The sequence below is a fragment of the Algoriphagus sp. 10J20-15 genome (assembly GCF_055809615.1).
The window spans coordinates 151888-177457 of the sequence record NZ_JBVVUG010000044.1; the positions used below are offsets into that span (position 1 = coordinate 151888).

Annotated in this window: 25 protein-coding genes and 1 pseudogene; 13 read left to right on the plus strand and 13 right to left on the minus strand. The window is 40.0% G+C overall.

Translation table 11 applies throughout. The annotated features are described in order from the left end of the window. Positions 1-132 precede the first annotated feature (132 nt). The 5 genes and pseudogenes from AC0L6R_RS19025 to AC0L6R_RS19045 all read left to right on the plus strand — a co-directional run bounded on the left by AC0L6R_RS19025 (position 133) and on the right by AC0L6R_RS19045 (position 7691). Positions 133-2570 (plus strand): annotated as a pseudogene (locus tag AC0L6R_RS19025) (S9 family peptidase). A gap of 456 nt (positions 2571-3026) precedes the next feature. Continuing rightward, positions 3027-3749, plus strand: coding sequence for a carboxypeptidase-like regulatory domain-containing protein (locus AC0L6R_RS19030; RefSeq protein ID WP_473272653.1), 723 nt, complete (start codon positions 3027-3029; stop codon positions 3747-3749). 130 nt (positions 3750-3879) lie between these two features. After that, positions 3880-5223 (plus strand): SusC/RagA family TonB-linked outer membrane protein, encoded by a 1344-nt coding sequence (locus tag AC0L6R_RS19035; protein WP_473272654.1) that lies wholly within the window; start codon positions 3880-3882, stop codon positions 5221-5223. Then, on the plus strand, positions 5163-6176 hold the full coding sequence (locus AC0L6R_RS19040; RefSeq protein ID WP_473272655.1) for a TonB-dependent receptor domain-containing protein: 1014 nt from the start codon (positions 5163-5165) through the stop codon (positions 6174-6176). Before AC0L6R_RS19035 ends, AC0L6R_RS19040 begins: the two co-directional genes overlap by 61 nt. A 12-nt stretch (positions 6177-6188) precedes the next feature. Then, on the plus strand, positions 6189-7691 hold the full coding sequence (locus AC0L6R_RS19045; protein ID WP_473272656.1) for a RagB/SusD family nutrient uptake outer membrane protein: 1503 nt from the start codon (positions 6189-6191) through the stop codon (positions 7689-7691). Positions 7692-7755: 64 nt separating this feature from the next. Here the strand turns inward: AC0L6R_RS19045 and gloA2 are convergent, their stop codons facing one another. The 8 genes from gloA2 to AC0L6R_RS19085 form a co-directional block, all read right to left on the minus strand. Beyond that, the gene (gloA2, locus tag AC0L6R_RS19050; protein ID WP_473272657.1) at positions 7756-8145 is read right to left on the minus strand and encodes an SMU1112c/YaeR family gloxylase I-like metalloprotein; all 390 of its coding nucleotides are present in this window, start codon (positions 8143-8145) and stop codon (positions 7756-7758) included. 51 nt (positions 8146-8196) lie between these two features. Beyond that, the gene (locus AC0L6R_RS19055) at positions 8197-8877 is read right to left on the minus strand and encodes a D-alanyl-D-alanine carboxypeptidase (protein WP_473272658.1); all 681 of its coding nucleotides are present in this window, start codon (positions 8875-8877) and stop codon (positions 8197-8199) included. Beyond that, complete coding sequence (locus AC0L6R_RS19060) at positions 8846-9505, minus strand: D-alanyl-D-alanine carboxypeptidase (protein ID WP_473272659.1); 660 nt, start codon at positions 9503-9505, stop codon at positions 8846-8848. Before AC0L6R_RS19060 ends, AC0L6R_RS19055 begins: the two co-directional genes overlap by 32 nt. 68 nt (positions 9506-9573) lie before the next feature. After that, positions 9574-10971 carry a SusD/RagB family nutrient-binding outer membrane lipoprotein gene (locus AC0L6R_RS19065; RefSeq protein WP_473272660.1) on the minus strand — a complete coding sequence of 466 codons (1398 nt, stop codon included), beginning with the start codon at positions 10969-10971 and terminating at the stop codon, positions 9574-9576. A gap of 11 nt (positions 10972-10982) precedes the next feature. Next, positions 10983-12551: a TonB-dependent receptor domain-containing protein gene (locus AC0L6R_RS19070; RefSeq protein WP_473272661.1), complete on the minus strand. Its 1569-nt coding sequence runs from the start codon at positions 12549-12551 to the stop codon at positions 10983-10985. Between the two features lie 105 nt (positions 12552-12656). Continuing rightward, positions 12657-12875: a hypothetical protein gene (locus AC0L6R_RS19075; RefSeq protein WP_473272662.1), complete on the minus strand. Its 219-nt coding sequence runs from the start codon at positions 12873-12875 to the stop codon at positions 12657-12659. Further along, a complete protein-coding gene (locus AC0L6R_RS19080; protein ID WP_473272663.1) occupies positions 12872-14176 on the minus strand; it encodes a carboxypeptidase-like regulatory domain-containing protein in 1305 nt (434 codons plus the stop codon). Before AC0L6R_RS19080 ends, AC0L6R_RS19075 begins: the two co-directional genes overlap by 4 nt. Positions 14177-14649: 473 nt before the next feature. Continuing rightward, entirely contained in the window at positions 14650-16890 is a 2241-nt protein-coding gene (locus AC0L6R_RS19085) for a sodium-translocating pyrophosphatase (protein WP_473272664.1), read from the minus strand. A gap of 403 nt (positions 16891-17293) precedes the next feature. Here AC0L6R_RS19085 and AC0L6R_RS19090 point away from each other — a divergent pair, with 403 nt between their 5' ends. The 5 genes from AC0L6R_RS19090 to AC0L6R_RS19110 all read left to right on the plus strand — a co-directional run bounded on the left by AC0L6R_RS19090 (position 17294) and on the right by AC0L6R_RS19110 (position 21206). Then, positions 17294-17905 carry an HD domain-containing protein gene (locus tag AC0L6R_RS19090; RefSeq protein ID WP_473272665.1) on the plus strand — a complete coding sequence of 204 codons (612 nt, stop codon included), beginning with the start codon at positions 17294-17296 and terminating at the stop codon, positions 17903-17905. Between the two features lie 594 nt (positions 17906-18499). Continuing rightward, a complete protein-coding gene (locus AC0L6R_RS19095) occupies positions 18500-18883 on the plus strand; it encodes a response regulator transcription factor (protein WP_473272667.1) in 384 nt (127 codons plus the stop codon). Further along, positions 18846-19196, plus strand: coding sequence for a winged helix-turn-helix domain-containing protein (locus tag AC0L6R_RS19100; RefSeq protein WP_473272668.1), 351 nt, complete (start codon positions 18846-18848; stop codon positions 19194-19196). The genes AC0L6R_RS19095 and AC0L6R_RS19100 overlap by 38 nt, the downstream gene beginning before the upstream one ends. Positions 19197-19205: 9 nt before the next feature. Continuing rightward, positions 19206-20654: a sensor histidine kinase gene (locus AC0L6R_RS19105; protein ID WP_283412675.1), complete on the plus strand. Its 1449-nt coding sequence runs from the start codon at positions 19206-19208 to the stop codon at positions 20652-20654. A 78-nt stretch (positions 20655-20732) separates the two neighbouring features. Then, positions 20733-21206 (plus strand): hypothetical protein, encoded by a 474-nt coding sequence (locus AC0L6R_RS19110; RefSeq protein WP_473272669.1) that lies wholly within the window; start codon positions 20733-20735, stop codon positions 21204-21206. A gap of 146 nt (positions 21207-21352) precedes the next feature. Here AC0L6R_RS19110 and AC0L6R_RS19115 read toward each other — a convergent pair whose 3' ends face one another. From AC0L6R_RS19115 to AC0L6R_RS19130, 4 genes are read right to left on the minus strand one after another with little or no spacing between them, the layout of a single operon-like run. Continuing rightward, a complete protein-coding gene (locus tag AC0L6R_RS19115) occupies positions 21353-21739 on the minus strand; it encodes a hypothetical protein (protein WP_473272670.1) in 387 nt (128 codons plus the stop codon). A gap of 2 nt (positions 21740-21741) precedes the next feature. Continuing rightward, the gene (locus AC0L6R_RS19120) at positions 21742-22380 is read right to left on the minus strand and encodes a Crp/Fnr family transcriptional regulator (protein WP_473272671.1); all 639 of its coding nucleotides are present in this window, start codon (positions 22378-22380) and stop codon (positions 21742-21744) included. Next, the gene (locus AC0L6R_RS19125) at positions 22377-23267 is read right to left on the minus strand and encodes a hypothetical protein (RefSeq protein ID WP_473272672.1); all 891 of its coding nucleotides are present in this window, start codon (positions 23265-23267) and stop codon (positions 22377-22379) included. The genes AC0L6R_RS19120 and AC0L6R_RS19125 overlap by 4 nt, the downstream gene beginning before the upstream one ends. 6 nt (positions 23268-23273) lie before the next feature. Continuing rightward, a complete protein-coding gene (locus AC0L6R_RS19130) occupies positions 23274-23723 on the minus strand; it encodes a DM13 domain-containing protein (RefSeq protein WP_283412670.1) in 450 nt (149 codons plus the stop codon). A 115-nt stretch (positions 23724-23838) separates the two neighbouring features. On the opposite strand from AC0L6R_RS19130, the gene AC0L6R_RS19135 reads away from it, so the two are divergent. From AC0L6R_RS19135 to AC0L6R_RS19145, 3 genes are all read left to right on the plus strand, one after another. Further along, positions 23839-24132, plus strand: coding sequence for a hypothetical protein (locus AC0L6R_RS19135; protein ID WP_473272673.1), 294 nt, complete (start codon positions 23839-23841; stop codon positions 24130-24132). A gap of 81 nt (positions 24133-24213) precedes the next feature. Continuing rightward, a complete protein-coding gene (locus AC0L6R_RS19140; RefSeq protein WP_473272674.1) occupies positions 24214-24594 on the plus strand; it encodes a DUF4174 domain-containing protein in 381 nt (126 codons plus the stop codon). Between the two features lie 99 nt (positions 24595-24693). Further along, positions 24694-24921, plus strand: a complete 228-nt coding sequence (locus AC0L6R_RS19145) for a hypothetical protein (protein WP_283412667.1) — start codon at positions 24694-24696, stop codon at positions 24919-24921. Between the two features lie 117 nt (positions 24922-25038). Here the strand turns inward: AC0L6R_RS19145 and AC0L6R_RS19150 are convergent, their stop codons facing one another. Beyond that, a complete protein-coding gene (locus AC0L6R_RS19150; RefSeq protein ID WP_473272675.1) occupies positions 25039-25497 on the minus strand; it encodes a GlcG/HbpS family heme-binding protein in 459 nt (152 codons plus the stop codon). Positions 25498-25570: the final 73 nt, after the last annotated feature.

Here is a 25570-nt window from a genome sequence, read left to right on the forward strand (position 1 = left end):
TCTAGATATAAGGTGTTGTTTTCCAGTTTTTTCAATAAAAATGTGATTTAAACTGTTTTTTAGCCTCTTATCGTAATCCTGTTATGGCTTTGGTTTGTTTATGGTACTTTTCACTAACCAAAATATAACAATATGAAAATAAGAGCTACTAAAATCTTTGCTTTAGTTATTTTCCTCGGATTCCAAGGGGTAGAACTGTTTGGGCAGAGCACATATCAAACTCCTCCCAAAGCAATAGCTGACTTGGTCAATGCGCCAAGTACGCCTTCAGTAAGATGGAGCAAAAATGGGGAATGGATGCTGCTCATGGAGCGTTCAGATAATCCAAGTATAGAGACGCTTTCTCAACCAGAATTAAAAATAGCTGGAATGAGAATTAATCCTGCCACATCTGGCCCAAGCCGCCAAATAGGTGTAGAGAATATCAAAATTAAGAAAACTCAATCAGGAGAGGAGATTCAGATTACAGGATTGCCTTCCATGCCAAATATGGGCGGAATGAGCTTTTCTCATGACGAAAAGTACATGAGCTTCATTCAGACTGATGCTGATGGTATAAGTTTATGGCTTGTCGATTTGAATACCTTTTCCGCGAAAAAGCTTACTGATAAGATCATCAATGATGTCTATGGAAATCCAGTTGCTTGGACTCCAGATAATAAATTGCTAGTAAAAGCAGTAAATCCAACCCGAGGAGAGATTCCAAAGAGACCCGCAGCCCCAGCGGGTCCGATTATTCAGGAGACTACCGGCGATGCAGCTCCGAGCAGAACTTATCAGGATTTGTTGGAGAATTCTTATGATGAAGCGCTTTTTGCCTATTTCATGGATTCTCAGTTGATGAAGATTGACTTGGAAGGGAATAAAACACCTATTGGTCCGTCTGGAATGATCAAATCAATGGATCTTTCTCCAGATGGAAACTATATTATGGTGGATTTGATTAAGAAGCCATTTTCATATTTGGTGCCAGCGAGTAGATTTCCATATGATGTGGAAATTTGGTCTATAGATGGTAGGAAAGTGAAAGCTTTGGCACAGATTCCTTTGGATGAAAATAGACCGACTGGTTTTGATGCTACAGTTACAGGTCCTAGAAATATCAATTGGAGAGCGGATAAGCCTGCCATGCTGTATTGGGTGGAAGCCCAGGACGGTGGGGATGCACGGGTAGAGGTAGAAGTGCGTGAGATTATTTACACGTTGGCTGTACCATTTGCTGGTGCAAAGCAAAAACTGGCAACTACCCCTTATAGATTCGGAGGTATAATTTGGTCCGATGATTCTTTTGCTATTATGGGTGAGCGCTGGTCGAGAACTAGAATGGATAAGCGATCAATCATTAATCCTTCAGATCCTTCCCAGCCAAAGCAGGTGATCATAGAGCGTTCATCTGATGATTTATACAATGATCCGGGTGATCCAGTGATGGTGGAAAATGAATTTGGGGAAAATGTAATGCTTCGCAAAGGTGACTTAGTTTATATGACAAGCCCAGGAGGATCGCCAGAAGGAGATATGCCTTATTTATCAACTTTCAATACCAAAACAAAAGAGGAGAAGATCCTTTGGAGATCACAAGCTCCATTTTATGAAAGAGTCACCAAGGTGTTAAATGATGATGCTTCAGAATTTATTACTATTAAGGAGAGCACTGATATTCAACCTAATTATTGGTTAGTCAATACCAAAAAGCGAATAGCTCCGCGTCAACTGACCAACTTTGACAACCCTTATGAATCAATCAAGGGAATACAAAAACAGCTGGTCACTTATAAAAGAAATGATGGGTTGAATCTTTCTGCTGTGATTTATACCCCTGAGGGTTTTGAGCCAGGGAAAGATGCTCCCTTGCCAGTATTAATGTGGGCTTATCCAAGGGAATACAAATCCAAAGAAGTAGCAGCTCAAGTAAGAGGCTCGCAATATTCCTTTACGAGGGTAAGTTCTGGATCACCTCTTTTCTGGGTGACTCGAGGCTATGCGATCATGGACAGAACCGAAATGCCAATCGTAGGTGAAGGGGATAAAGAGCCTAACGATTATTTTATTGATCAGCTTGTTGCTAATGCGGAAGCGGCCATAGATGAAATCGTGGACTTGGGGATAGGTGACAGAGATAGAATTGCAGTCGGTGGCCACTCTTATGGGGCATTTATGACTGCAAATTTGCTTTCACATACCAATTTATTTGCGGCGGGAATTGCTAGAAGTGGCGCATACAACAGGACATTGACGCCATTTGGGTTTCAGTATGAGCAAAGAACGTATTGGGAAGCCCCAGAGGTATATTTCAATATGTCTCCTTTCTCCTTTGCACATAAAGTAGAAACTCCGATACTGCTTCTTCATGGTCAGGCAGATAATAATTCAGGAACCTTTCCTATACAATCTGAGCGATATTACAATGCACTAAAGGTCATGGTGCCACTGCACGACTTGTATTTCTACCAAATGAGAGTCATGGATACGCAGCTAAGGAATCAATTAACCATATGCTGTGGGAAATGGATAACTGGCTAGAGAAATACGTGAAGAATAAAAATCAAATAGAAAAAACAGATTTGTAGCCATTAAGGGCTGATTTAAAATCTCACTTATTCCTATTCTACAAAGGGGATAGGTGAGGTTTTATTCTTCTTAATCTCGTAAAAAAGGCTAGGTCAAAATGGACTATTCTGAATAGTGAATATTATGCTTTTCAAAAAATGGATGTTTTTTTGACAAAAGTTGAATATAAAATCATAAATCAGGTTAAATTTGCCTTCTTAGAACCCAGATATATAGTAATAAAAGTGTCCGATTTTGAAAATATGGTTTTTTCTATTTTTTCCCATTTAAAATTTGACGCACCAAATGAAAGATTATGAGAAATAGTTTCAGCGGTAGATACTTGATTTTTAGCTATCAGAAAATTGTGATTTCTCGGACTTCTGCTTTAAAAAATAAACCACTACAAAATTTCGATTAAATTAAATAAGCAGCTTCAAGGTGAGGCTGTCAGTGTAAACAATTAATTAAACTTTATGAAAAAAGCGTTACTCAGTATGCTCTTTGGATTACTGATCTCCAGCTCGGTGTTTGCGCAGCAGCGTACCATCACTGGGAGGGTGATTTCAGAAGAAGAGCCGGAAGGACTCATTGGAGTCAACATTTTGGTTAAAGGAACTGGTACAGGTGTTATTACCGATTTAGACGGTAGTTATACTTTACAAGTGCCTGACGGTGCTACCACTTTGGTGTTTAGCTACATAGGTTATTTGAGTAAAGAAGAGGTTATAGGTAATAGATCTGAGATCAATGTGACCTTGTCTCCAGATGCTCAAAGTCTTGACGAAGTAATTATTACTGCTTATGGTGGTACTATGGACAAGGGTAACTTTACTGGTTCTGCGGTTTCCCTGAAAGGTGACAAAATTGCGGATCGCCCTATAAACAACGTAGTAAACGCGATAGAAGGACAAGCTCCAGGTGTAATCACTACTTCTGCTTCTGGTCAGCCAGGTGCAACTCCAGCAGTTAGGATTCGTGGTGTAGGTTCTGTGAACTCTTCCTCTTCTCCACTTTATGTGGTAGATGGAGTTCCTTATGACGGAGATCTTTCTAACCTAAACCCATCTGATATCGAGGATATGACTATCCTAAAGGATGCATCTTCTTCTGCATTATACGGTGCTAGAGCTGCGAACGGTGTAATTATGATTACTACCAAAACTGGTAAGAGAGAAATCAACCTACATTCAACTTGAAGATTCAGCAAGGATTTTTCAGGAAAGAGCACTTCCTGAGTATGAACCGTGTGAATCCTGATCAGTACTATCCTTTGGTATGGGAGTCTTTCGAGCAACAGTAGACTAGGCGCTGGTCAATCAGCGGCTGATGCCTGCACAATATGCTTCTACCAATTTGATCGACAACGTTCTTAAGTATAATATTTATAATGTACCAAATGATCAGGTAGTTGGATTAGACGGAACTTTGAATCCAAATGCGGTAAATAACTTTGAAGGACTTGATTGGTTTGACGAACTACAGAGAAGGGGTGACAGAAAAGAGTACAACTTAACCTACTCCGGAGGATCAGAAAAGACGGATTTCTATACTTCTTTCAACTATTTGAATGAAAAAGGATTCGTCATTCAATCTGATATCGAAAGATTTACTGGTCGTGTGAATGTTAATACGCAAGCTACTAAGTGGTTGAAGACTGGTTTGAACCTTTCTGCTACAATGAGTGAAGGAAATAACTCTAGATCTACTGGTAGCTCTAGTTATGTAAATCCTTTCTTCTTTGCTAGAAATATAGGTCCAATCTACCCGGTATATGCTCAGAACATGCAAACTGGTGGTTTTATTCTTGATGAGAATGGTAATAAAATCTTCGATACTGGTAACTTATCTGAGCTAGGGCTTCCTAGTAGAGGTTCAGACGCTTCAGCAGGTCGTCACGCAGTACAAGAAACCTTACTAAATGTTGATTCCTTCGACAGAGATGTCATTTCAGGTAGAGCATATGTAGAAGCGAAATTTCTAAAGAATTTTACCATTAGAACTAATATATCTACAGATATGACTTCCTTATTGGAAGTGGGTTATGATAACCAAATCGTAGGTGATGGTGCTCCAGCTGGTAGAACTAACAGAGGAAACTATAGAACAAACTCTCTTACTTTCAACCAAATTTTGTCTTACTCCAAAGTTTTCCAGGAGAAGCATTTCGTAGAAGCTTTAGTTGGACATGAGAATTACAATTACCAGCAAGTAAGACAGTATCTATCTAAGCAAGATCAGATTTTGGACGGTAATATTGAGCCAGACAACTTCGTGACGATTAACTCTGCTACTGGTAGAACTGACGTTGATAGAATTGAATCTTACTTCAGCAGAGTAAACTATGTTTATGATGATAAGTACTCTTTGTCTGCTTCATTCAGAAGAGATGGTTCTTCCAGGTTTTACAAAGATGTAAGATGGGGTAACTTCTTCTCTGTAGGTGGTGCTTGGACTATTGATCAGGAGAATTTCTTCAACTCTGACTTTATTCAGTTGTTAAAATTAAGAGCCTCTTATGGTCAGGTAGGTAATAATAATGTTGATGGATATTATCCGTGGCAGGCACTTTATGACCTTGGGAACAATAACGGACCTGAAGCCGAGGAATCTTGCAATCTTCCTTATCTGCGAGAGAACTCGTATGGGAGTCTAATAATACCTTTGATATAGGATTTGATTTTGCTTTTGGCAATAGATTCCAGGGTACTATTGAGTATTTCAATAGAGTTTCTGAAAACTTATTATTTGAAGTTCCTTTGTCTTTAACAACTGGCTTGTCTAGCAGAATCCAAAACATTGGTACAATGAGCAATCAAGGTATTGAGTTCAGCATCTCTGGTGATGTGGTTAGAGCAAGTGATTTCACATGGAATGTAGGCTTGAATGTTTCAACTTTTGATAACGAATTCAAGAAGCTTCCTTTTGAAGATCAAATCAATGGTACGAAAAAGTATGAAGTTGGTAGCTCTATCTATGATTTCTGGTTCGAGCTGGTAAATGGCGTAGATCCTGCAACTGGTGACGGATTATTCCGTGCTGATGAGTATGCTGAAGATGACGCCGATATTAGAATAATCGGTTCAGATACCCTTACAGTGGACCAAGGAAATGCGAGATTCCATTATGCTGGAAGCGCGATTCCTGACTTCTTCGGTGGTTTGACTAACACCTTCACATACAAAGGTTTTTCTCTAAGTGTTTTGATGAGCTTCTCTGTAGGTGGAGATATCTATGATGGAATCTACGGTGGATTGATGGATGCGGCTACTGAAGGTGGTGCATTGCATACTGATATACTTAACAGATGGCAACAGCCAGGTGATATCACAGATGTACCTAAAATGGACGTAACTGGAGCTGCTGATACTAATGTAGCATCTGATCGTTGGTTGACTTCAGCTTCTTATTTGAATTTCCGTTCTGTGAACCTTTCTTACACTGTTCCAAAAGCATTTTTGAATAGAATAAAGGTTAAGCATGCTACGGTTTATCTAGCTGGTGAAAATCTTGGATGGGTATCTTCTAGAAAAGGTATGTATGTGTCGGGTACTTTCAATGGTACAACTTCGAATACCTATACTCCAGCAAGATCATTCACCTTGGGACTTAATTTGAACCTGTAATTTAGAATGATGATGAAAAAACATATAAATAAATTATTTATAGCAGCAGCACTTCTAGTAACCACTAGCTGTGCTGATGATTATCTGGAAACGCTTCCTACAGATGCTGTTCCGGAGGAATTGGTCTTTACGACTACTAAGAATGCGATGACTGCCTTGAATGGTATTCATAGAATGCTTTTGTTACGTTTTGATAGCCAAGGGCAGCCTGCAGAAAGCGGCGTGATGATCATGCGTGACGTGATGTCTGATGATGTGGTATTTACTACTACTGGTAATGGCTGGTTTGTGTCAATGGGTAGATGGTTGACTCACTCAAATGAAAATGCAGGTGATGTGCGTTTCGTGTGGAGGTATTACTATAAGGTAATCGGTAATGCAAACATGATTATCGCTAACATTGATGATGCTGAAGGTACTCAGGGAGAAAGAGATGAAATCAAAGGTCAGGCTTTGGCCTACAGAGCTTGGGCTCATTTTAATCTTGTGCAATTATTTGCAGAGCGCTATGATGCATCTGGAGCTAATTCCCAGTTGGGAGTACCTATCGTTATAGAGCCTATCACTGAAGGTGGTGCTAGAAATACCGTCGGAGAAGTTTACGCACAGATTACTGAAGATTTGGCTGCAGCGGAAAGCTTATTGGCACCACTTGGAGGGACTAGAAATGCTAAGTCTCACCTGAATATTAATGTAGTAAAAGGTATCCAAGCTCGTGTAGCAATGATCAAAGAGGATTACTCTTCTGCAGCTCAGTTGGCTAGTGAAGCTCGTGAAGGCTTTGACCTAATGTCCGAATCTGCTCTTTATGAAGGATTCAACAATGTGAATAATTCAGAGTGGATCTGGGGCAGTTTTCAGCAAGATGATCAGCAGACTTTCTTTGCATCATTCTTTGCGTATATGTCTCTAAACTTCTCTTCTACTAACATTAGATCAAATCCAAAGGCGATCAATTCTTCACTTTATGATATGATTCCTGATTCAGATTACAGAAAAGGGCTTTGGGATCCTAATGCTTCCGACCCTGCTTTGAGAGATCCTTTCATAGATGAAGTTACGCTGTCTAGTTTCACGAAAAAAGACTACATGAACCGTAAGTTTCTTGCTCAGGGTAATGCATCTTCTGTAGGTGATGTCCCTTACATGAGATCTGCTGAAATGTATTTGACTGAAGCAGAAGCTTTAGCTAGAGGAGGAAATGATTCTCAGGCTGCGCAGGTTTTGTATGATTTTGTTTCGGAGAGAGATCCGGAATATACTATGTCATCTAATACAGGTGATGCGCTAATCGAAGAAATCATGGTTCAGAGAAGAATCGAACTTTGGGGTGAAGGATTTAGATTCTATGACCTTAAGAGATTAAATCTTCCTTTGGATAGAACTGGAGCTAACTTTGTAGAGTCTGTAATCAACGGAAAATACACTGAAGCTGCTGGCACTAACGCTTGGCAATGGCAAATTCCAATTGACGAATTGAATGCTAATGAAAATATGGTACAGAATCCTTCTTAAGGATTAGCCATTCACTTAAAAACCCGAGGAAACTTCCTCGGGTTTTTTTGTTTTCAATCTGAAGCTACACTTCATATAACTCTATAGGCAGATTATCAGGATCTGCGATAAATGTAAACCGTTTGTTTGTGGCTTCATCTACCCGGATGGGCTCTACATGGACTTGATGTTTCCTCAGTTCCCTTATGGATTCCTCAAGATTTGCTACTGCAAAAGCTAAATGCCTTAGACCTGAAGCTTCCGGTCTTGATATTCGGGATGGAGGTGATGGGAAAGAGAATAGTTCGATTACATACAGTCCATTTAAACTTAAATCTAATTTGTACGAATTTCTTTCTTTTCGATATTCTTCCCGAATTATTTGAAGACCAAGAACTTCAGTATAGAAATTTTTAGAACGTTCATAATCAGAACAGATAATTGCAATATGGTGAATACCTTTCAGTTGGAGCATTTTTTCAAGATGGGAGCAAAGGGAAAAGAAGTTTTCATGGGTTAGTGTAACTCAATATTTATCATGGATATAGTATAATACTTTGGTCAGTTCGGTTTTTAATTCACTGCCCGAAATGGCGTAGTTATTCATCAGGCAAGAGAAGTGCAAGATGTTGCCACTTTTTGTAATCAGATAGCCACTAAGCGCATTACTCATTGATAACGTGCCGGTTTTGGCGTAGATGTAGGGAGGCTGGCCTTCATCTGAATGGTAGTAGTTTCGGATCGTCCCAGATTCTCCACCTGCTGGGAAATATGCCATTATTTTTTCCATTGGAACTTCTGATCTAATCTTGGCTAGCAAAGCGATAATGCTCCTTGGAGTAAACATGTTTTTGGAAGAAAGGCCAGAGCCATCCACCCAAATAGGCTCATCAGGCAAGTCTGCTAATAGGTTTTCCTTTGCATAAGCAATAGCATCAGCCGTACTGAGTTTATTGTCCAATTGATCAGATACCAAAAGCAAAAGTTGCTCAGCTAAGAAATTGTCAGAGATTTTCATCATCTGGGAGTAGATGCTATCGGCTGCTGCGGTAAGTAATTTCTTCGGTTCTTCGGCAAAGTAGTTGCTATTAGTAATGACCGTAATTTTCTTGCCAACTTCTTCTGAAAGTAATTGAGCTGCAAAATCTACAGAGGTAATAAAAGGAATATCAGTTTCAAATCTTTTCTCTGTTGCATCTGCAGTCACGAAGTAGGAGAACTTGTTTTCCAGATGGTCTCTTCGAAAGCTTGAGCTTGAATTTCCTCGTGGTTCTGTTAGTTCCATTGCGGATTCGAAGACGAGGTGGGTATATAGTAAATGCTGAATCCCCTTCGCTTTTTGCGAAGCGAACAATGTCTCCATATACAGGCAAAGCAGATCGTTCAGCAGCATAATAGGCATTATACCAGTCCCAAGACCAGCCTGATCCAAAAGCATCTACTTGATCAAAATTATCAAGCAGGTATAATTTCTTTTCCTGATTTTTCAGGAAATCTATCACCTTGGTGTTTTTTAAATCTGGATGAAGCAAACTGGGATCACCTGTTCCCCAAAAGATAAGGGAATCACCCTTTTCCAAGTAATTCAAACCATTCACCAAACTGTCACCCAAAACTGTGTAGGAAGTGTAAAAGGTAAAAAGCTTGGTGTTAGATGCAGGGATAAAATACTTGTCTGAGTTAATATCCACCAGGATTTTATCTTTTACTGGGTCCACAAGCATAAAACCAAGATGGCCTTTATTAAAGACATCAGATTTGCTGAGTGACTTATTGATGCGCTGAACTGTGCAGGAGGAGCATATCAGGAGAATAAATAATAGTTTGTTTCTCATAGTATTCATAATTAAGCAAAAAAAATCTCCTGAGTACCTCAGGAGATTTTTTTATAGTCAAATTCTAATTAATTAACGTCCCACCACACATTTCCGTAAAGACTTTCAGGACCTCCGAATTGTCTTTGCACAGCTTCATTGTAGTTTTCAGTGTTGTTGAATTGCTCTGTTTCGATGTAGATCTGTCTTTTTGGAACTTCAGCTCCGCCTGGTGCTACCATATTATTTGGGTAGCCAGTTCTACGATATTCAGCCCATCCTTCATAGCCATGCATAAATAAGTGCACCCATCGCTGTGTAGCGATCTGCTCTATAGCCATATCTGCTGAGTAGGCGATTTCCGGTTGAGCCATGAAATCTTCCAAGTTGCTTGTGTCAGCACCCCATTGATTCATGGATGCTTCTATCGCTAGGTTGTATTTTTCTTCAGCAGTTGCATCACCACCGGAAATCCAGCCAAGCTTAGCTGCTTCGGCTTGCGCAAATAATACTTGAGCATAAGTCACAAGATAAACTGGAGCATCTTGAGTATGTATTGCATCTCCAAGAAGTGCATATTTTTCAGTATCAATATCCACTGTTTCGCCAAAAACTAATCCTGTGTAGTCGCCGTCGGTTCTGTTTGCGTTCGCATAAACCATCAAACGTGGGTCGCCTACTGGCTTCATTTTATCCATTAATGTAGCACTGATAGCCCACCATTCTCTTCCAGAAAGATTTATCTGACTGTACCAGTAATTTTGATTGTTGGCGTCTTCTAGGTGTTTGAAAACAAAACTACCCGCATTTGAAGTCATTACACCTGCTTGCATAGCTGCTGCAAATTTTTCTTTACCGAGCGTAGGGTTGACTTCAGAAAGGCGCAGCGCCATTAGCATTTTAAGTGTATTAGCGAAGGTTTTCCACTTAGTCATATCACCGTTATAGATGATGTCATTAGTGATAGATCCGGAAACAATCTGGCTTGTAGCTTCATCCAATACGGAGAATATATCCATATAGATAGATTCCTGAGTGTCATATGCAGGAGTGAAGTTATCCGCACCCATCAAAGCTTGAGAGTAAGGAATATCTCCCCATCTATCCGTAAGTTGCCACATGTAATAGGATTTCAGGATTTTTGCTACTGCAAGTTGATTGGCTACTGGGCCTTCTACACCGCTTAGATCATCAGCATTTAGGACAGTTTCCAAGTTCATCAATGGTCCCTGATACCAGCCATAGAAGCTTGTAGAAGACTGGGGATATAGAGAAGCATTCACATACTGAGTTTCGCTTAGGTACTGTGACATGAATTCACCTTGAGGGGAGGAACTAAGCCCAGAGAGTGATAGCATGGCATTAGCAATCAATTGCGTACCAGATGCTTGGCTAGGCACGTTTGGATTGATGTTTATTTCATCATCGAAATTGTTACAGCCTACCAACAGTAGCGCTGAAACGATCATTATATTAATCTTTTTCATGTGTTCTGTAATTAGAAAGTAACGTTAAGATTGAAACCAAAAGAACGTACACTTGGTAATTGTCCTGATTCATACCAGCCGATTGCTTGAGATCCAGTAGAAAGCTCAGCTGGGTTGATTCCTTTTGGAGCATTTTGGAATAGCATCGCCAAGTTTCTACCAACTAGGGCTAGCCTTACATTTTCTACCGGAAGTTTAGCGAATTGAGCTTTGTTGAAATTATAACTTAAGCTAACTTCTCTCAATCTGATAAATGAAGCATCATATAACCAATCTTCGTAGATTCTTCTAGCCACTACACCATAATATGCTTTGGCGTCTACATAGGCAGTCACTTCTTCACCTGTTTCAGCAGAAATACCTTCTACTTTCACTCCACCACCATCTGCAAGTGGATCCCTTACATTCATTCCATTGTCATTGGTCGCAGCCGAAAGTGGATCCAATCCAGTTCTTACTGCTAGCATTTTCGATCTTGAGAAGAACTGACCTCCAGCTTGGAAATCAATCATGGCTGCCAATTGGAAGTTTTTGTAATTCAATACATTCTGGAATCCACCATTGAAGTCAGGAAGGACTGTTCCGAAATCATGCGTTGCATCTGTGTAAAGGGGTAAGTTGTTGCTGCCTAAGAGGATTTTCCCGGTTGCTTCATCTCTCTGATAAGCTTGTCCCACAAGGCTACCGAATGGTTTGCCTACATAAGAGTTCAAGTAGCTTGATGTAGAAGAATAGGTAGTGCTTCCATATTGGTACACATCTATTCCTGGGTAAAGTTCCACAACTTCATTCCTATTTCTACTTAGGTTGAAGGACATGTCCCAATTAAAATCCTGAGATCGGAATGGGGTAGCAGTAATTGCTAGTTCAAGACCTCTGTTCACTATTTCGCCAGCATTGATAGTAGCAGAACCATATCCACTAGTGCCAGATACATCTAGATTTAGAATTTGATTCTCATTTCGCTGGTTGTAATAAGTGAAAGATAGACCTACTCTCCCTTCATAAAACTTGAAATCCACTCCAGCTTCATAAGAATGAGCGAATGAAGGTTTGATATTTGGATTGTTCAAGTTATCAGGAACAGATAAAGTATTTACTGTAGAAGATCCGGAATATACACTTCCAACATTGAAATAGGAGGTAGTGCTATATGGGCTTAAATCTGATCCTGCTTGCGCATAACTTAATCTTAGTTTGCCGAGCGTCATTACATCAGACTTTATCCACTCACTAAATACAACTGAAGTAGAAATGGAAGGGTACCAGTAAGAATTGTTATCGACAGGAAGGGTGCTTGAATTATCATTCCTGATAGAAGCATCAACAAAATACGTGTTGTTGTACCCTAAAGAAACCATTGCATAAGCACTTTTAATCTGCTTTTTCTGCTGATACGATGTTGTTGACGGACGATCTATGGATGCATTGATATTATAGAATCCTGGAGAAGAAAGTCCTCCTACAGTTGCCATCGAGAGGTAGGAGTAATTTCTATCATAGAAGTTGCCACCAACGTTTGCGTCTAGAGAAAGTTTGTTCCAGGTTTTGGTATATTGGGCTAGAAATTCATAGTTCATTTCTGTGTTCTGATATTTTCCTACGGAATACCAGGGTTACCAGTTCCACCAAAAGAAGCTCTAGAATTAATATTTTGAGTATACATGTCAGATCTGACAAAGCCACTAACCTTTAATTCTGGAGTGATTTAGGTAAGACAGCCCTACGTCACCAAAAAATCTATCTCTATTGTCATCACTGTAGTTTTCGTAAGCCAAGAAATAAGGGTTAGCCCAATAAAGAGGGTTGAAGTTTGTGACTTCTCCCGTAGAAGAACTCGGTCTTCTTAGGTTCCAGTGTAGGAAAGTGCCATCATCATATTTGTAGTCCTTTAATCTATTCATATCCAATGATCGTTGGAACCACTGTCCCAAATACCTAGAACCATCTTCAGATCCTTGTCCAGTGGACGACGACCCTTGTTAGCTGCATAGTTAATATTGGTGGTTACTCTCAGTTTCTTAGTAAGGTCTACACCAAGTCCTAGACCTACGTTGTTTCTCTTTAAAGAAGTATTAGGTTCTACACCTTGAATCCGTGTGTCATTTAAGCTAACTCGGAAGTTTGAGTTGGCTCCACCACCAGTAATTGTTACACCATTGTTTACATTGGTGCCAGTTTCGTAGTAATCTTTGATATTGTCTGGGTGAGCTTCGAAAGGAGTCAGCTGACCATAAGTTGGGTCCTGAGGGTAAAAGCTCATAACTTCTCTTACTAAAGTACCATCCATTTTAGGGCCCCAGCTTTCATCCACCTGCATATCTACATACTTGTCGCCATTAGGTAGTGTTCTCCATGTCTGGCTTGAACCACCACCATAAATATCTTGGTATGGCATCAGGTTGGCTACTTTGTCCACAAAAACGGCTGAACTCAATTCTACTTTAACGTCTGAACCTTTCTTACCTTTTTTGGTAGTGATCATAATCACACCATACTGGCCTCTGATTCCGTAAAGCGCCGATGCAGCAGGGCCTTTCAACACGTTGATTGTTTCTATATCTTCAGGGTTAACATCTTGACCCAGATTACCGTAATCCTGACCAGAAGCACCTGAGAAGTTAGAATTGGAGATAGGAGTACCATCGACTACCATTAAAGGCTCTCCACCACCAGAAATAGAGTTAACCCCTCTGATTTTGATTTTTTGTGTACCACCCATACTTGCTCCTGAAGAGCCAGTAACTTGAACACCTGCTACTTTTCCAGAAAGTGAGCCAAGGACGTTTTGCTCTTTAGTGTAGGTCAGGTTCTCGCCTGTCACCTCTTGAGTAGCATACCCTATGGATCGCTCATCTCTTGTGATACCAAGTGCAGTCACTACTACTTCGCCCAGTTGAGAGACGTCTTCAGCTAAAGCGATATTGATTTCAGTAGCGTTACCTACAATTTTTCGTTGGGTTGTATATCCTATAAAGGAGTAAACCAGAACTGATTCAGATCCTGGTACAGAGATGGAATAGTTGCCATCCAGGTCAGCCACTGTTCCTGTGGAGGAACCTTGAATAACTATACTTACCCCCGGAAGTGGCATGCCGTCTGCCTGAGAGGTTACTTTCCCTTTTACAGTTTGCTGTGCATAGAGCGGTATGTTAGCCAGAAAACCCAAAAGAAAAAGCAAGGTCATTGCGTAGTTTTTCTTCATGTGCATTGTGTTTATTTTATGTGAATAAATTTGTTTGTTGTTTTAATATCTTATCTGGCAAATTACTGCAAGCATTATATGGTTTAGTAGTACATGTGGCACATGATCAAAAGCCTAATAAACTATTATTAATAATAAGCCTAGTTGCAGTTTTGACCTTCTAAAACTTGTCATGTTCGGCTATAATTAGACCTGATTTATTAATATCGACAAGATTTTAGCCGTAATTCAGCCATTATAGTAATCATTGTTTCATAAATTAAGAATAATGTATTGGTTATTTCAATTTTTTGAGACTGATTTTTAATGAAATCGTAATAATTTATTTTAGCTCAAATAAAATTTGCTTTTGCGTGTTTCTGCCGTATTAAATTCCGAATACATGCAAGAATGAGCTAAGTGGTTAGGACTCAGGTTAAAAAAAAAGACTGCCTAGAAAAGGCAGTCTTTTTAAACCTTGAAAATAAGTGCGATTACTCCACCGTCTTTATTTCTTTGATGGTTTCTGTTACCACTTTCTTTCCATCTTCATACTGAATTTCTTTTTTGATCTCAACTTTATCTGTCATAATTCCGCCATGTGGACTTTGGTTGATATGCGGCGCAATAATCAGGGCTACGATGGACATCAGTTTGATCAAAATATTCATTGATGGCCCCGAAGTGTCCTTAAAAGGATCACCTACTGTATCGCCGGTCACAGACGCTTTATGCGGCTCAGACTTTTTGTAATACATCTCACCGTCGATCTCCACGCCTTTTTCAAAAGATTTCTTTGCATTATCCCAAGCTCCACCGGCATTTGACTGGAACATCCCCATTAGAACTCCTGAAACTGTCACCCCAGCCAATAAGCCACCAAGCATTTCTGCAGAGGAAACTTGCTCAAATACACCTTGGAAGCCAAATCCTACCAAAATAGGAGTGATCAGTGCAATGGCACCTGGAAGAAGCATTTCACGGAGCGAGGCTTTAGTAGAAATCTCTACACATTTATCATATTCAGGCTTAGCCTTATATTCCATAATGCCTGGAATTTCTCTAAACTGGCGCCTTACTTCATTTACCATATCCATCGCAGCTCTACCTACTGCTGCTATAGCAAGGGAGGAGAAAATATATGGAATCATCCCGCCTACAAATAACGCAGCCAACACTGGGGCTTTGAATATATCAATGGCATCAATACCAGCTACACCCACAAATGCAGCGAAAAGTGCGAGGGATGTCAATGCTGCCGAAGCAATTGCAAATCCTTTACCCGAAGCTGCAGTAGTATTACCCACAGCATCCAGGATATCTGTGCGTTCCCGAACTTCCTCTGGGAGTTGGCTCATCTCTGCAATACCACCAGCGTTATCTGCAATCGGCCCAAATGCATCAATAGCAAGTTGCATGGCAGTGGTAGCCATCATTCCTGCGGCCGCAATCGCAACCCCGTAAAGACCAGCAAATGCATAGGATCCCATGATTCCACCTGCCAAAACTAAAATCGGAAGAACTGTGGATTCCATGCCGACAGCAAGACCTGCGATGATGTTTGTCGCATGACCGGTTGCAGACTGATTAATGATGGACTTGACTGGACGTTTGCCCATGGCAGTATAGTATTCTGTAATGATGCTCATCAAAGTTCCGACCACAAGACCTAGGATAATTGCATAAAACACGTCCATGTTAGTGAAGTCATATCCCCTTATAGATAAGTTCTCTGGAAGCATGTACTTCACTACAAAAAAAGAGGCAATACCCGTAAATACTATAGATGACCAGTTTCCCATATTCAAGGCATGTTGCACATCACCTTTGTCATTTTTGATGGTCACAAAGAACATTCCCATGATAGAGAATACGATGCCCAATCCTGCCAAAACCATTGGAAGTAGGATAGGAGCAATTCCTCCAAAATTATCTACTGAAACTATCTCTCGTCCCAGCACCATAGTCGCTAGGATAGTGGCTACATATGATCCAAACAAATCGGCTCCCATTCCGGCCACATCTCCTACATTATCACCTACGTTATCAGCAATGGTTGCGGGATTTCTGACATCATCTTCAGGAATGCCAGCTTCAACTTTACCTACTAAATCCGCCCCTACATCGGCCGCTTTGGTATAAATACCACCGCCAACTCTTGCAAAAAGTGCAATTGATTCTGCTCCTAGAGAAAAGCCTGCCAGTACTTCAAGCGCTTTTTCCATTTCTACCCCATTTACGCCAGCACCTACACTTTGTACATACATGTTATAGAATAAGATAAATAGTGAACCTAATCCTAATACGGCCAAACCTGCCACACCAAGTCCCATGACAGAACCTCCGGTAAATGATACTTTCAGGGCGTGTTTCAAACTTGTCATGGCTGCTTGGGTGGTTCTCACGTTCGCCTTAGTAGCTATATTCATTCCTATATAACCTGCGAAAGCTGAGAACACCGCTCCAATCAGGAAGGAGATCGCGATCACGGGACTGGAAGTCTCTACTGACATTCCCAGCCAGGCCAAAAGAATCACTGCGATGACCGCAAAGTAGGAAAGTACTTTCCATTCTGCTTTCAAAAATGCCATGGCCCCGTCAGCTATGTATCCAGCGAGTTCCACCATGTTTTTATCACCTGTTTCCTGCTTAGTAACCCAAGCGGATTTAATGGCCATCACAATCAGGCCCACCAGTCCCAGCGCAGGGACTCCATAAATTAAAGCTTGTTCCATAGGGTATATCTTACTGTTAATTTTGAATTTGTTAATTGAGCAAATATATAACTTCTCACTTACCGACCAATCGCAGAAGATTAGCGTATAATATGCTGTTTTTGAGAAATTTATTAGTGATTATTCAATGAAAGTTGCAGTCAGTTTCAATTTCATTGTGAATTTTGCTAATCCGTTGACAATTCGTGAATTAGTGAAACATTTGAAAAACTTAATCGAAGGAAATTTTTAGGGATATTTTCAAAAACCAAAAAGGTAATATTATAGAAGATAAGTAGGTAAAATCCTCCAGTTTGTAGTAGTGTTTGTTTTAAATTGCTAAAATTCAATTGTTTAAATGTTCAAATTTCAATATAAATAGTAAATTAGTTTTCTTTTATCTGTAAAAATCACTGTAAAGCCTGTGGATATACTTCTCGATACTTTTGAACTGGCGATTAGAAAATTGTTTGCCGAGCGATTAAATCCAGACGTTTGCTACCATAATATAGACCACACCTTATCCATTGTAGCTAAGGTGAAAGAAATCGGGGTATACTATAATTTAGAACAGGAGCAGTTAGACGAGTTGTTTTTGGCCGGCTGGTTACATGATGTAGGCTATTGGAACGGGGTCGCGATGGATCATGAATTGAGAGGGGCCGCATTTGCCAGAGAATTTTTGAAGCAGTATGATGTCAGTGAGGAGGGGATTGAGCGTATTTGCGGAGCTATCCTAGCGACCAAAGTCCCTCAGCAACCTCATAATCTCATGGAGGCTATCATTTGCGACGCTGATCTATATCATTTGAGTTCTGATCAGTGTTATACTCAAACTTTACTGCTAAAAAAGGAAACTGAACAGTTAAGTGGAAATTCTATTGAGCTGCTGGATTGGCTCAAAAACAGTGAAAAATTTATGATAAATCACCATTATCACACGGAATACGCCGCAAAATTTTTTCAACAAGGAAAAGAGAAAAATTTAAGATTTCTGCAGACCAAAATAGAAGTATTGGCTAAAGCGGAGATTTAACCTACCTAATAAGGCTAATCCTACCAAGTACTTACTAGCGCTTTTTGGCTGAGAATAGGGCTGGCTGGTATTGAAATAATTCCAGACAAAATTTGAGATTTCCCTAGTGATCACCCATGCTTCATTATCATAATTCCAACTTTGATCCTCATTGTTGTTTGTAAAAATTGCACAGAGAGAATCTCCTTCTGGAGCATTGACCTAAAAGACTTCTGAGCGCGAGGAGTTGTCTGAAATTTCTTTAATCGATGAAGTCAGTTCCTGGTCTAATGTAGTCTGCGCCTGAAGTTTAGTTGTAAAAGCCAAAATAAAAATGGATAGAACCAATGCGCTTTTTAAAGTCATAGAATTAGGAGTTTGGAAAATAAATATGGTGAATTTTGGCCTCAATTCTTAAGTTTAATAGATCTTACATTGCTTTTGCTACCTTACTGGTAGAAAAGCGGATATACATTTTTTAGATAATCCAACCAAGGATTTACTCCGCTCAAGTTGATTTCTTAAGCTTTTTGGAGTAGAATGACTGCTCGAAAGCACATTGTGATAGTTTCGTGATGATTAGAGTATAACTTCCGCACTCATATTATTTTTCAGATGAAAAAAGTACTAATAGTAGAAGACGATCCCAATATCAGCCAACTGATTCAGATTCATCTTAAGGATCTGGATTATGAAATAAAAGTCAGGAATAATGGGAGGGAAGGGTTTGAAGAAGCAAATTCCAATTCTTACGATTTGCTTATTCTTGACATCATGCTTCCCGAAATGGATGGTATAGCTATTTGCCAACGACTGAGAGCATTGGATAATTTCACTCCAATTCTTATGATCACGGCCAAATCGGAGGAAATAGATAAGGTGATCGGTTTGGAATCCGGTGCTGATGATTACATCACCAAGCCATTTAAGATCCGGGAATTGCGCCAGAGTCAAAGCTATCATGCGCCGTCAGGATCAGTTCGCAATACTTTCAGCTAATGAGGTCAAACTGATCAAATTCGAGTCTCTGGAAATAGATGAGAAAAAACGAAAGGTCTTGCTCCTTCAAAAACGCGTGGATTTGACTCCAAAAGAGTTTGATTTATTAGTGCTCATGGCAAAGAATCCTGGGAGAAGTTATTCCAGGGCTGAATTGCTGGAATTGATCTGGGGGTATCATTTCTCTGGCTATGAACATACTGTAAATGCGCATATTAATAGGCTTCGAGCAAAGATCGAAGCAGATCCTAATAATCCGGTTTATATTCTAACTACATGGGGAGTAGGATATAGATTCAATGATGAATTTTAAGCTACAGCTATGAAAAGTCTATTTCTGAGAATTTCTCTCATCTTCATTCTGGTATTACTGATTGTTGGTTGTTCATATGTTTTTATCACTGCTACGACCGCTCAGCGCTATTTTCAGGAAACTACCCAGCGTCTTAATGCCACAGTCGCGGAATACATGATTGAGGAGGTCAATCCTTTTGTAGATGGAGAAGTGAATGAAGCCGCCCTAGGTACAATTATGCATTCCATGATGGCTGTCAACCCAGGGATTGAAGTATATCTGCTGGACCCAACTGGAGAAATTATTTCCTACGTTGTTTTGGATCAGCTTGTCAAGTTAAAACGAGTCGATTTAGCTCCAGTTAAAGAATTTATCGCCGCAAAAGGTGATGATTTTGTGATGGGGGATGACCCAAGAAATCCAGGTGAACAATCGGTCTTTTCGGCCACTGCTGTGTATGATGATGAGAAGTTACTCGGCTACGTGTACATTATTTTGGCTAGTGAAAAATATGAAACCATCTCTTCTGGCGTATTAGGGAGCTATTGGATGCAGCTGACCTTCAATTCTATTCTGATCACACTAGTGGTGGCATTGCTGATTGGCTTAGTCCTGATCGCATGGCTAACTAGGCATTTGCGCACCATAGTTAAAACTGTGGAGCGATTTAAGGATGGAGATTTGAACGCAAGAGTGCCAGATTATAAGGCTAACTCAGAATTTTCTGTGTTGGGTGAGACTTTTAATCACATGGCTGATCGGATTCTCCATAATATAGAGGAACTCAAAAATGTAGATTCTTTACGTAGGGAGTTGATTGCCAATGTGTCTCATGACCTCCGCAATCCTCTCGCGATTATAAATGGCTATATAGAAACCTTGCAGATGAAAGGAGAGTCCCTTTCCCAGGAAGAAAGGGAGAGCTACCTGAAAATCATCGGAAATAGTACGGATAAGCTCACCAAATTGGTTGCAGATCTTTTTGATTTGTCCAAGTTGGAATCGGGACAAATGCAGGTGAAGAAAGAGAACCTGAATATTCAGGAGTTGCTTCAGGACAGTAGTTTGAAGTATGAGCTTTTGGCTAAGTCAAAAAACATTTCAATCGACACAAGCATTTCCTCTTCGTTGCCCATGGTGAAAGCTGATCTTTACTTACTTGATCGTGTGATCCAAAATTTGCTTGATAATGCAGTAAAATACACTCCCAATGATGGAGAGATCAGTATTGAAGCAAATTCTGTAGCTGGAGCAGTACAGGTGAAAATCAAAAACTCAGGTGGAGGAATTCCTCAGGCAGATTTGGAAGCGATTTTTGATCGCTATTATATGATTGACAAGGAGCGGGAAGGAGTAGAAGGCTCAGGACTTGGCTTGGCCATAGTAAAGAGAATCCTGGAAGTCCATGGATCAGATATTTACATCCAATCAGATTCCAATACGTATACAGAATTTATATTTGAACTTCCAACTTAGTTTTTTTGGTAATTGAGTTGGTATTCAGGAATAAAAGTTTCAATTATCTGAATACCAAACTGTTAAAATTCTGATGTGATGAAAAGAATCTGTATACTCTGTCTTTTTGGTGTTTTCCTATTGATGAATGGATGTGTTGAAGATCTTGAGAAGGAAACAGATGAACTGACAGGGAGATGGGAAAATAGCTTTCCTGACCCTGATGACAGCACCAGCGTTCTAGTTTTATACTATGTGATGAAAAGCGACGCTACTTTAGAAGAAGGATATCTAAAAAGAAATCTACAAAGTGGTGAAGAAGGATATTTGTTTTTAGCAACCAGTGAGTATGCCACCAAAGATGGATTTATAGAGTTTTCCGATTACACTACCTTCAGAAGCGAATCCGCATCAGGGAATCTCGAATACATTCCCAAAGAAGAACTTGTACTCTATGGTACTCCAATGTCCCGAAAGATGTCTTACAAATTATTGGAAAATAATCAGGTATTGTCTGTCTATCAGGGTTGCCCCGCTGATTTTTGCTATGATGTTCTATATGACAAACTTTAATAATGCATTTCAAAAGGAGGTTATTTAGTTGGGCTGTAACTTTTTACAGTGAAAGTTTGCCTACTTAAGCTCAGCAAAGCCAAATGGAATAGCCGCTGCACCACACCATAGGATTCCGTGTGAAAACTTTGAATCTGGAAAGTTGGCTAGTTTGAAATAGTGCTTACTCCAGGTTCATCCACGACAGCTACTAATTGGAAGCTTTCCTTTTCTGAAAGTGTTAAGTCTTTTGATGAAGAAAGATAGACGGTGACAGTTCCGGTATGAAAACTTGAAGTAAAGTCCCTGCCAAGTTTGATAAAGTATGAACCGCTTTCGTCGGTGACCAAATCTATCATTCCCTTGGTATTGGAGCCACTTTGAGAGGTGAATGTTCCTGTTATAAGGATTTCTAATTCTCCTGTTACTTTCACTGATCCGGGAATACCGCTAGTGTCATCAGGGATGATGGGATCAGAGTCTTTTGAGTTATTACATGCACTGGAAAAAAGAAGTATTGAGAATACAAGTGAGTAAGTGATAGATAGTTTCATGATTACGAGAGTTTAAAGTTGGCTAAGTCACGGAAGAGAATTCTATTTCTGCTGTAGTTGATAATCCCCTTTTGCTTCAGATTAGACAAGGTTTTGGTTACAGTTTGCCTACTGGAGTCAGAAAGTAAGGCAAAATCCTCATGGGTTAGGTTGATTTTCAGAAGGGTTTCGTCCCCATATTTCTTTCCTAATTTCACCGCAAGTTCTTTTAGTACAGCTCTGATTCGCTGCTCAGCATCACACGAAATAAGGCGTTCGTGTCTTTGAGCTGATTCTAAAGCTCTATCAATGAGTTTTTGGTTTAAACTTTTTTGTTCCTGGAAGGATAAATTAGCAAAGCTGCCCACTTTTTGAATCAGGGTGCCATCTTGGATTGCTATTGCATAGCTCAAATTTTGTCTTGGAAAGGTTGAGTCAACTTCGCCTTCACCGATAATTTCGCCTTCTCCTACTATTTTCAAGATGGTTTGATGGCCATTTGGAAGCATTTTTTGCAGTTTAACGATTCCTTTTTTTATAAGATAAAACCCTTCTGAGTGCTGATCTTGCTTATAGATGCTTTGTCCTTTGGAGTAACTTTTGAAAACAGGGAAAGTAGCCTGGATTGACTCTCTCGAGGGTTGTATTAGACTAGTATTCATTTTTTCTGTGGTTTATGTTCGTAATAGACTCCCAAGCCGAAAACTCCTGAGGAGTAGATGTTTTTTCGCTCGAAAATCCAATCGTTGTAGTTTCTGTAGTTCAAACTCAGATGAATGTTTTTGTAAACGGGCATACTTGCCCCAAAGCTATAGCCAGTATATTCGGTCCCGTCACCTCGGACAAAGTCCGTTGCTACTTCCACTTCGTTCACAGATTTGAGTGCATTTAATCGGGCATTTACCCAAACAATGTCCGCAATGTGATAGCCTATCTCCGCACCAATGGCAAATTGGTCAGAAAAGGAAACGCCTTCGTACTGAGTTCGGAAATTATAGGAGCTGAAGAGATTCCCATAGAAAGGAATGGACGGAAGTGCAAAAGAAGTGGCCAATGTTGTCCAAACATTGAATTCTCCATCTCCAGATGGGAGATTGATTTGCTCAAAGTCATTGACCTTACTTTTGGCAAAATGATTTGCCCTCCCTATTGGAAGTTCAGGGGCCACGGAAATACTCAAGGGGAAATACTTTTTGAGAAGCGCGTGCTTGAACTCCAACCGTAAGTCACCGATGCCGCTTACTGTCTCAGTAGTTTCAAAAGCATTCCAGGTTTGTAAAGGCCAATTGGCTATAATCGTGAATTTGTCAGTGACTCCATACTCCCCATAGAAAACCAATGATTGCTGTGAAAATTGATTCGTTTTCAGCAGTTCTCCTTCAAGAGAATAGTAATCCTTTGATTTCAGCGATTGAAAACTGAGTTGGTAAAATCCTTCTGTTTTTTCTTTGGTCCACCCACTTTGCGCAGCTATATCCAAAGAAATTAAACACATAAACCCAAGGACAACTGCCTTGAGTTTAGATGTAAGTGGGCGTTGGAATTCCATGTTTTGTTATTGAAGTGGAGCATTTCCGAAAGGAATCCCTACCGATCCACACCACAATAAAACGTGGGTGTATTTGGCGGTGCTTACTCCGGATGGAATAGCGAAGAAATTTTCCCCAGCCATTCTTACTGGACCAACAACCAATAAGTCAGGATTTCCGTTGCCTGGGTCTGCCATAAAAGTCGCAGAAGTGGACAAGTAAACAGTCACCGTACCAGTGGCTAGTGCAGTATTGAAGTTAGAGCCAAACTGTAAAAACTCCTTGCCCTCTGTGTCCAGCCCTAACCCGGCAGTTCCCATTGATCCAGCTCCGTTTTGATCTATGAATGTGCCGCTTCGAGTTACATTCAGAGTGCCTGTTGGTGTGGTTGGATCTATAGTGACTGGATCCGTGTCGTCTGCACATGAGACTAAGCCTAAAAAGGCTACATAAAATAGGATAAATACTTTTTTCATGATTATGAGGTTTTGATTTATTCAAAATTGCTCTCAGGATATCACAAAAAAGTCACGGAAGAGTAAACAATTTATACCTAAGGTTCTTTTCTTTGGAGAGAAAAACAGCATAACTATGAAACTTGACGATAAGCAGATTTCCGATTTTTTAGAATCAAATGATAAGATAAACGAGTATGATCCTATCCTGAAGTCACTTTGGTATGATGGAAATGGGAACTGGGAGAAAGCTCACGATGAGGTAGATAGTCTGGGTGGACAAGATGCCGCGAGAATCCATGCTTATTTGCATAGAAAGGAGGGCGATCAATGGAATGCTGATTACTGGTACAGAAGAGCTGGAGAAAGTAAGCCTAATCTCACTTTAGATGAAGAATGGGCGGAACTGCTCAGTCGCTTTTTGAAATAGTGCTGAAAAAATATAACCAAATGGAATAGTGAATGTTACATACACATGAAATCCTTGGTTTTACTAGTGTATCTTTTTTTTATGGTTACCAACGCTGTCAAGACTATTGAAGACTACAGGTGGGAAAAGCGAATCGTGATCACAAATTTTGAGAACATGAAACTCGATCCGATTCTGGAAGGAAAGGGTAAAAGTATAGATGAGAGAAAGCTTTTATTCGTTGAGTTTGAACACGGTGAATACATCAAAAATACGGAACAGGATGAAGTTGATCCTGCTGGATTTCTCAAGGTGCTGTCTCGTAACAGCCAAAATCCCGAATGGGTTTTAATAGGATTAGATGGAGGTATAAAAGCTTCTGGAAAGAGAGATGATTTTTCTTTAAACCGTATTTTTCATTTGATTGATCAAATGCCGATGAGGAAGTCAGAATTAATTGGTGATTCTACTTTTTTCAATTAAAATATTTCAGTTTTTACCTGAAAAATACCCTACATAGGGTATTTTTTTGCTTTATCTCAGGTGGTAAATTTGAGTTACGTAAATCTTATTCCTATATCTATGAAATTCTTTTACCTTTCTTCCAATCCAAACGACAATGGCATACATGAAGTGCACGATCGAGAGTGTGAGCATATTCCGAGTGCATATGACCGGGACTACCTTGGACCATACAATTCAGGCAAAGAAGCCTTGAGGAAAGCATTGGTTATCAAAGAGAAGGTAGGTTTATGTGAATCTTGCTGTATTCCAAAAGAGAGATCCTATACTTCCAATGTGAGCGATTAACGAGTCTTTTCCCACATCTACACTTTCAAATGAAGGGTGATTTTATTATTAAACCCAAAAGCCTCAGGTTCAATTAAATATTTTATCCTGAGGCTTTTGGGTTTTAAAGGACGTAATTCAATAGGCAGCTAGCCCAGCTGCCGCGGCAATTCCATCTTGAGCAGAGCTGGCACCTGATATTCCGATTGCTCCAACGACTATACCGTCTTTAACTATTGGAAGGCCTCCTTCAATAGCTACTGCATTTGGGAGAGTGGCTATTCTACCTCCTCCTTTAGTCTTCATTGCATCTTCAAAAACTTTTGTAGGACGTTTGAAATAGACAGCAGTTTTGGCCTTACCTAGGGCAACATCAATGCTTCCTATTTGTACTCCATCCATTTTGCGAAGGGAGATCATATGGCCTCCTGCATCGAGGACCACGATCACCATGTTCCAACCTTCAGCTTTGGATTTTGCTTCTGCAGCATCTGAAATTCTTGTTGCATCCTCAAGCGTTAAATAAGGCTGTAAGTTGGTCTGAGCATGGATATACAATGGGAAGAATAAAAGAACCAGAATAATTAACTTTTTCATAGGTGGGTTGGATTATGGTGGAATTAATACTAAGTCTGAATTTAATATTTTTTTGGAGGTATAAATGAAAGCA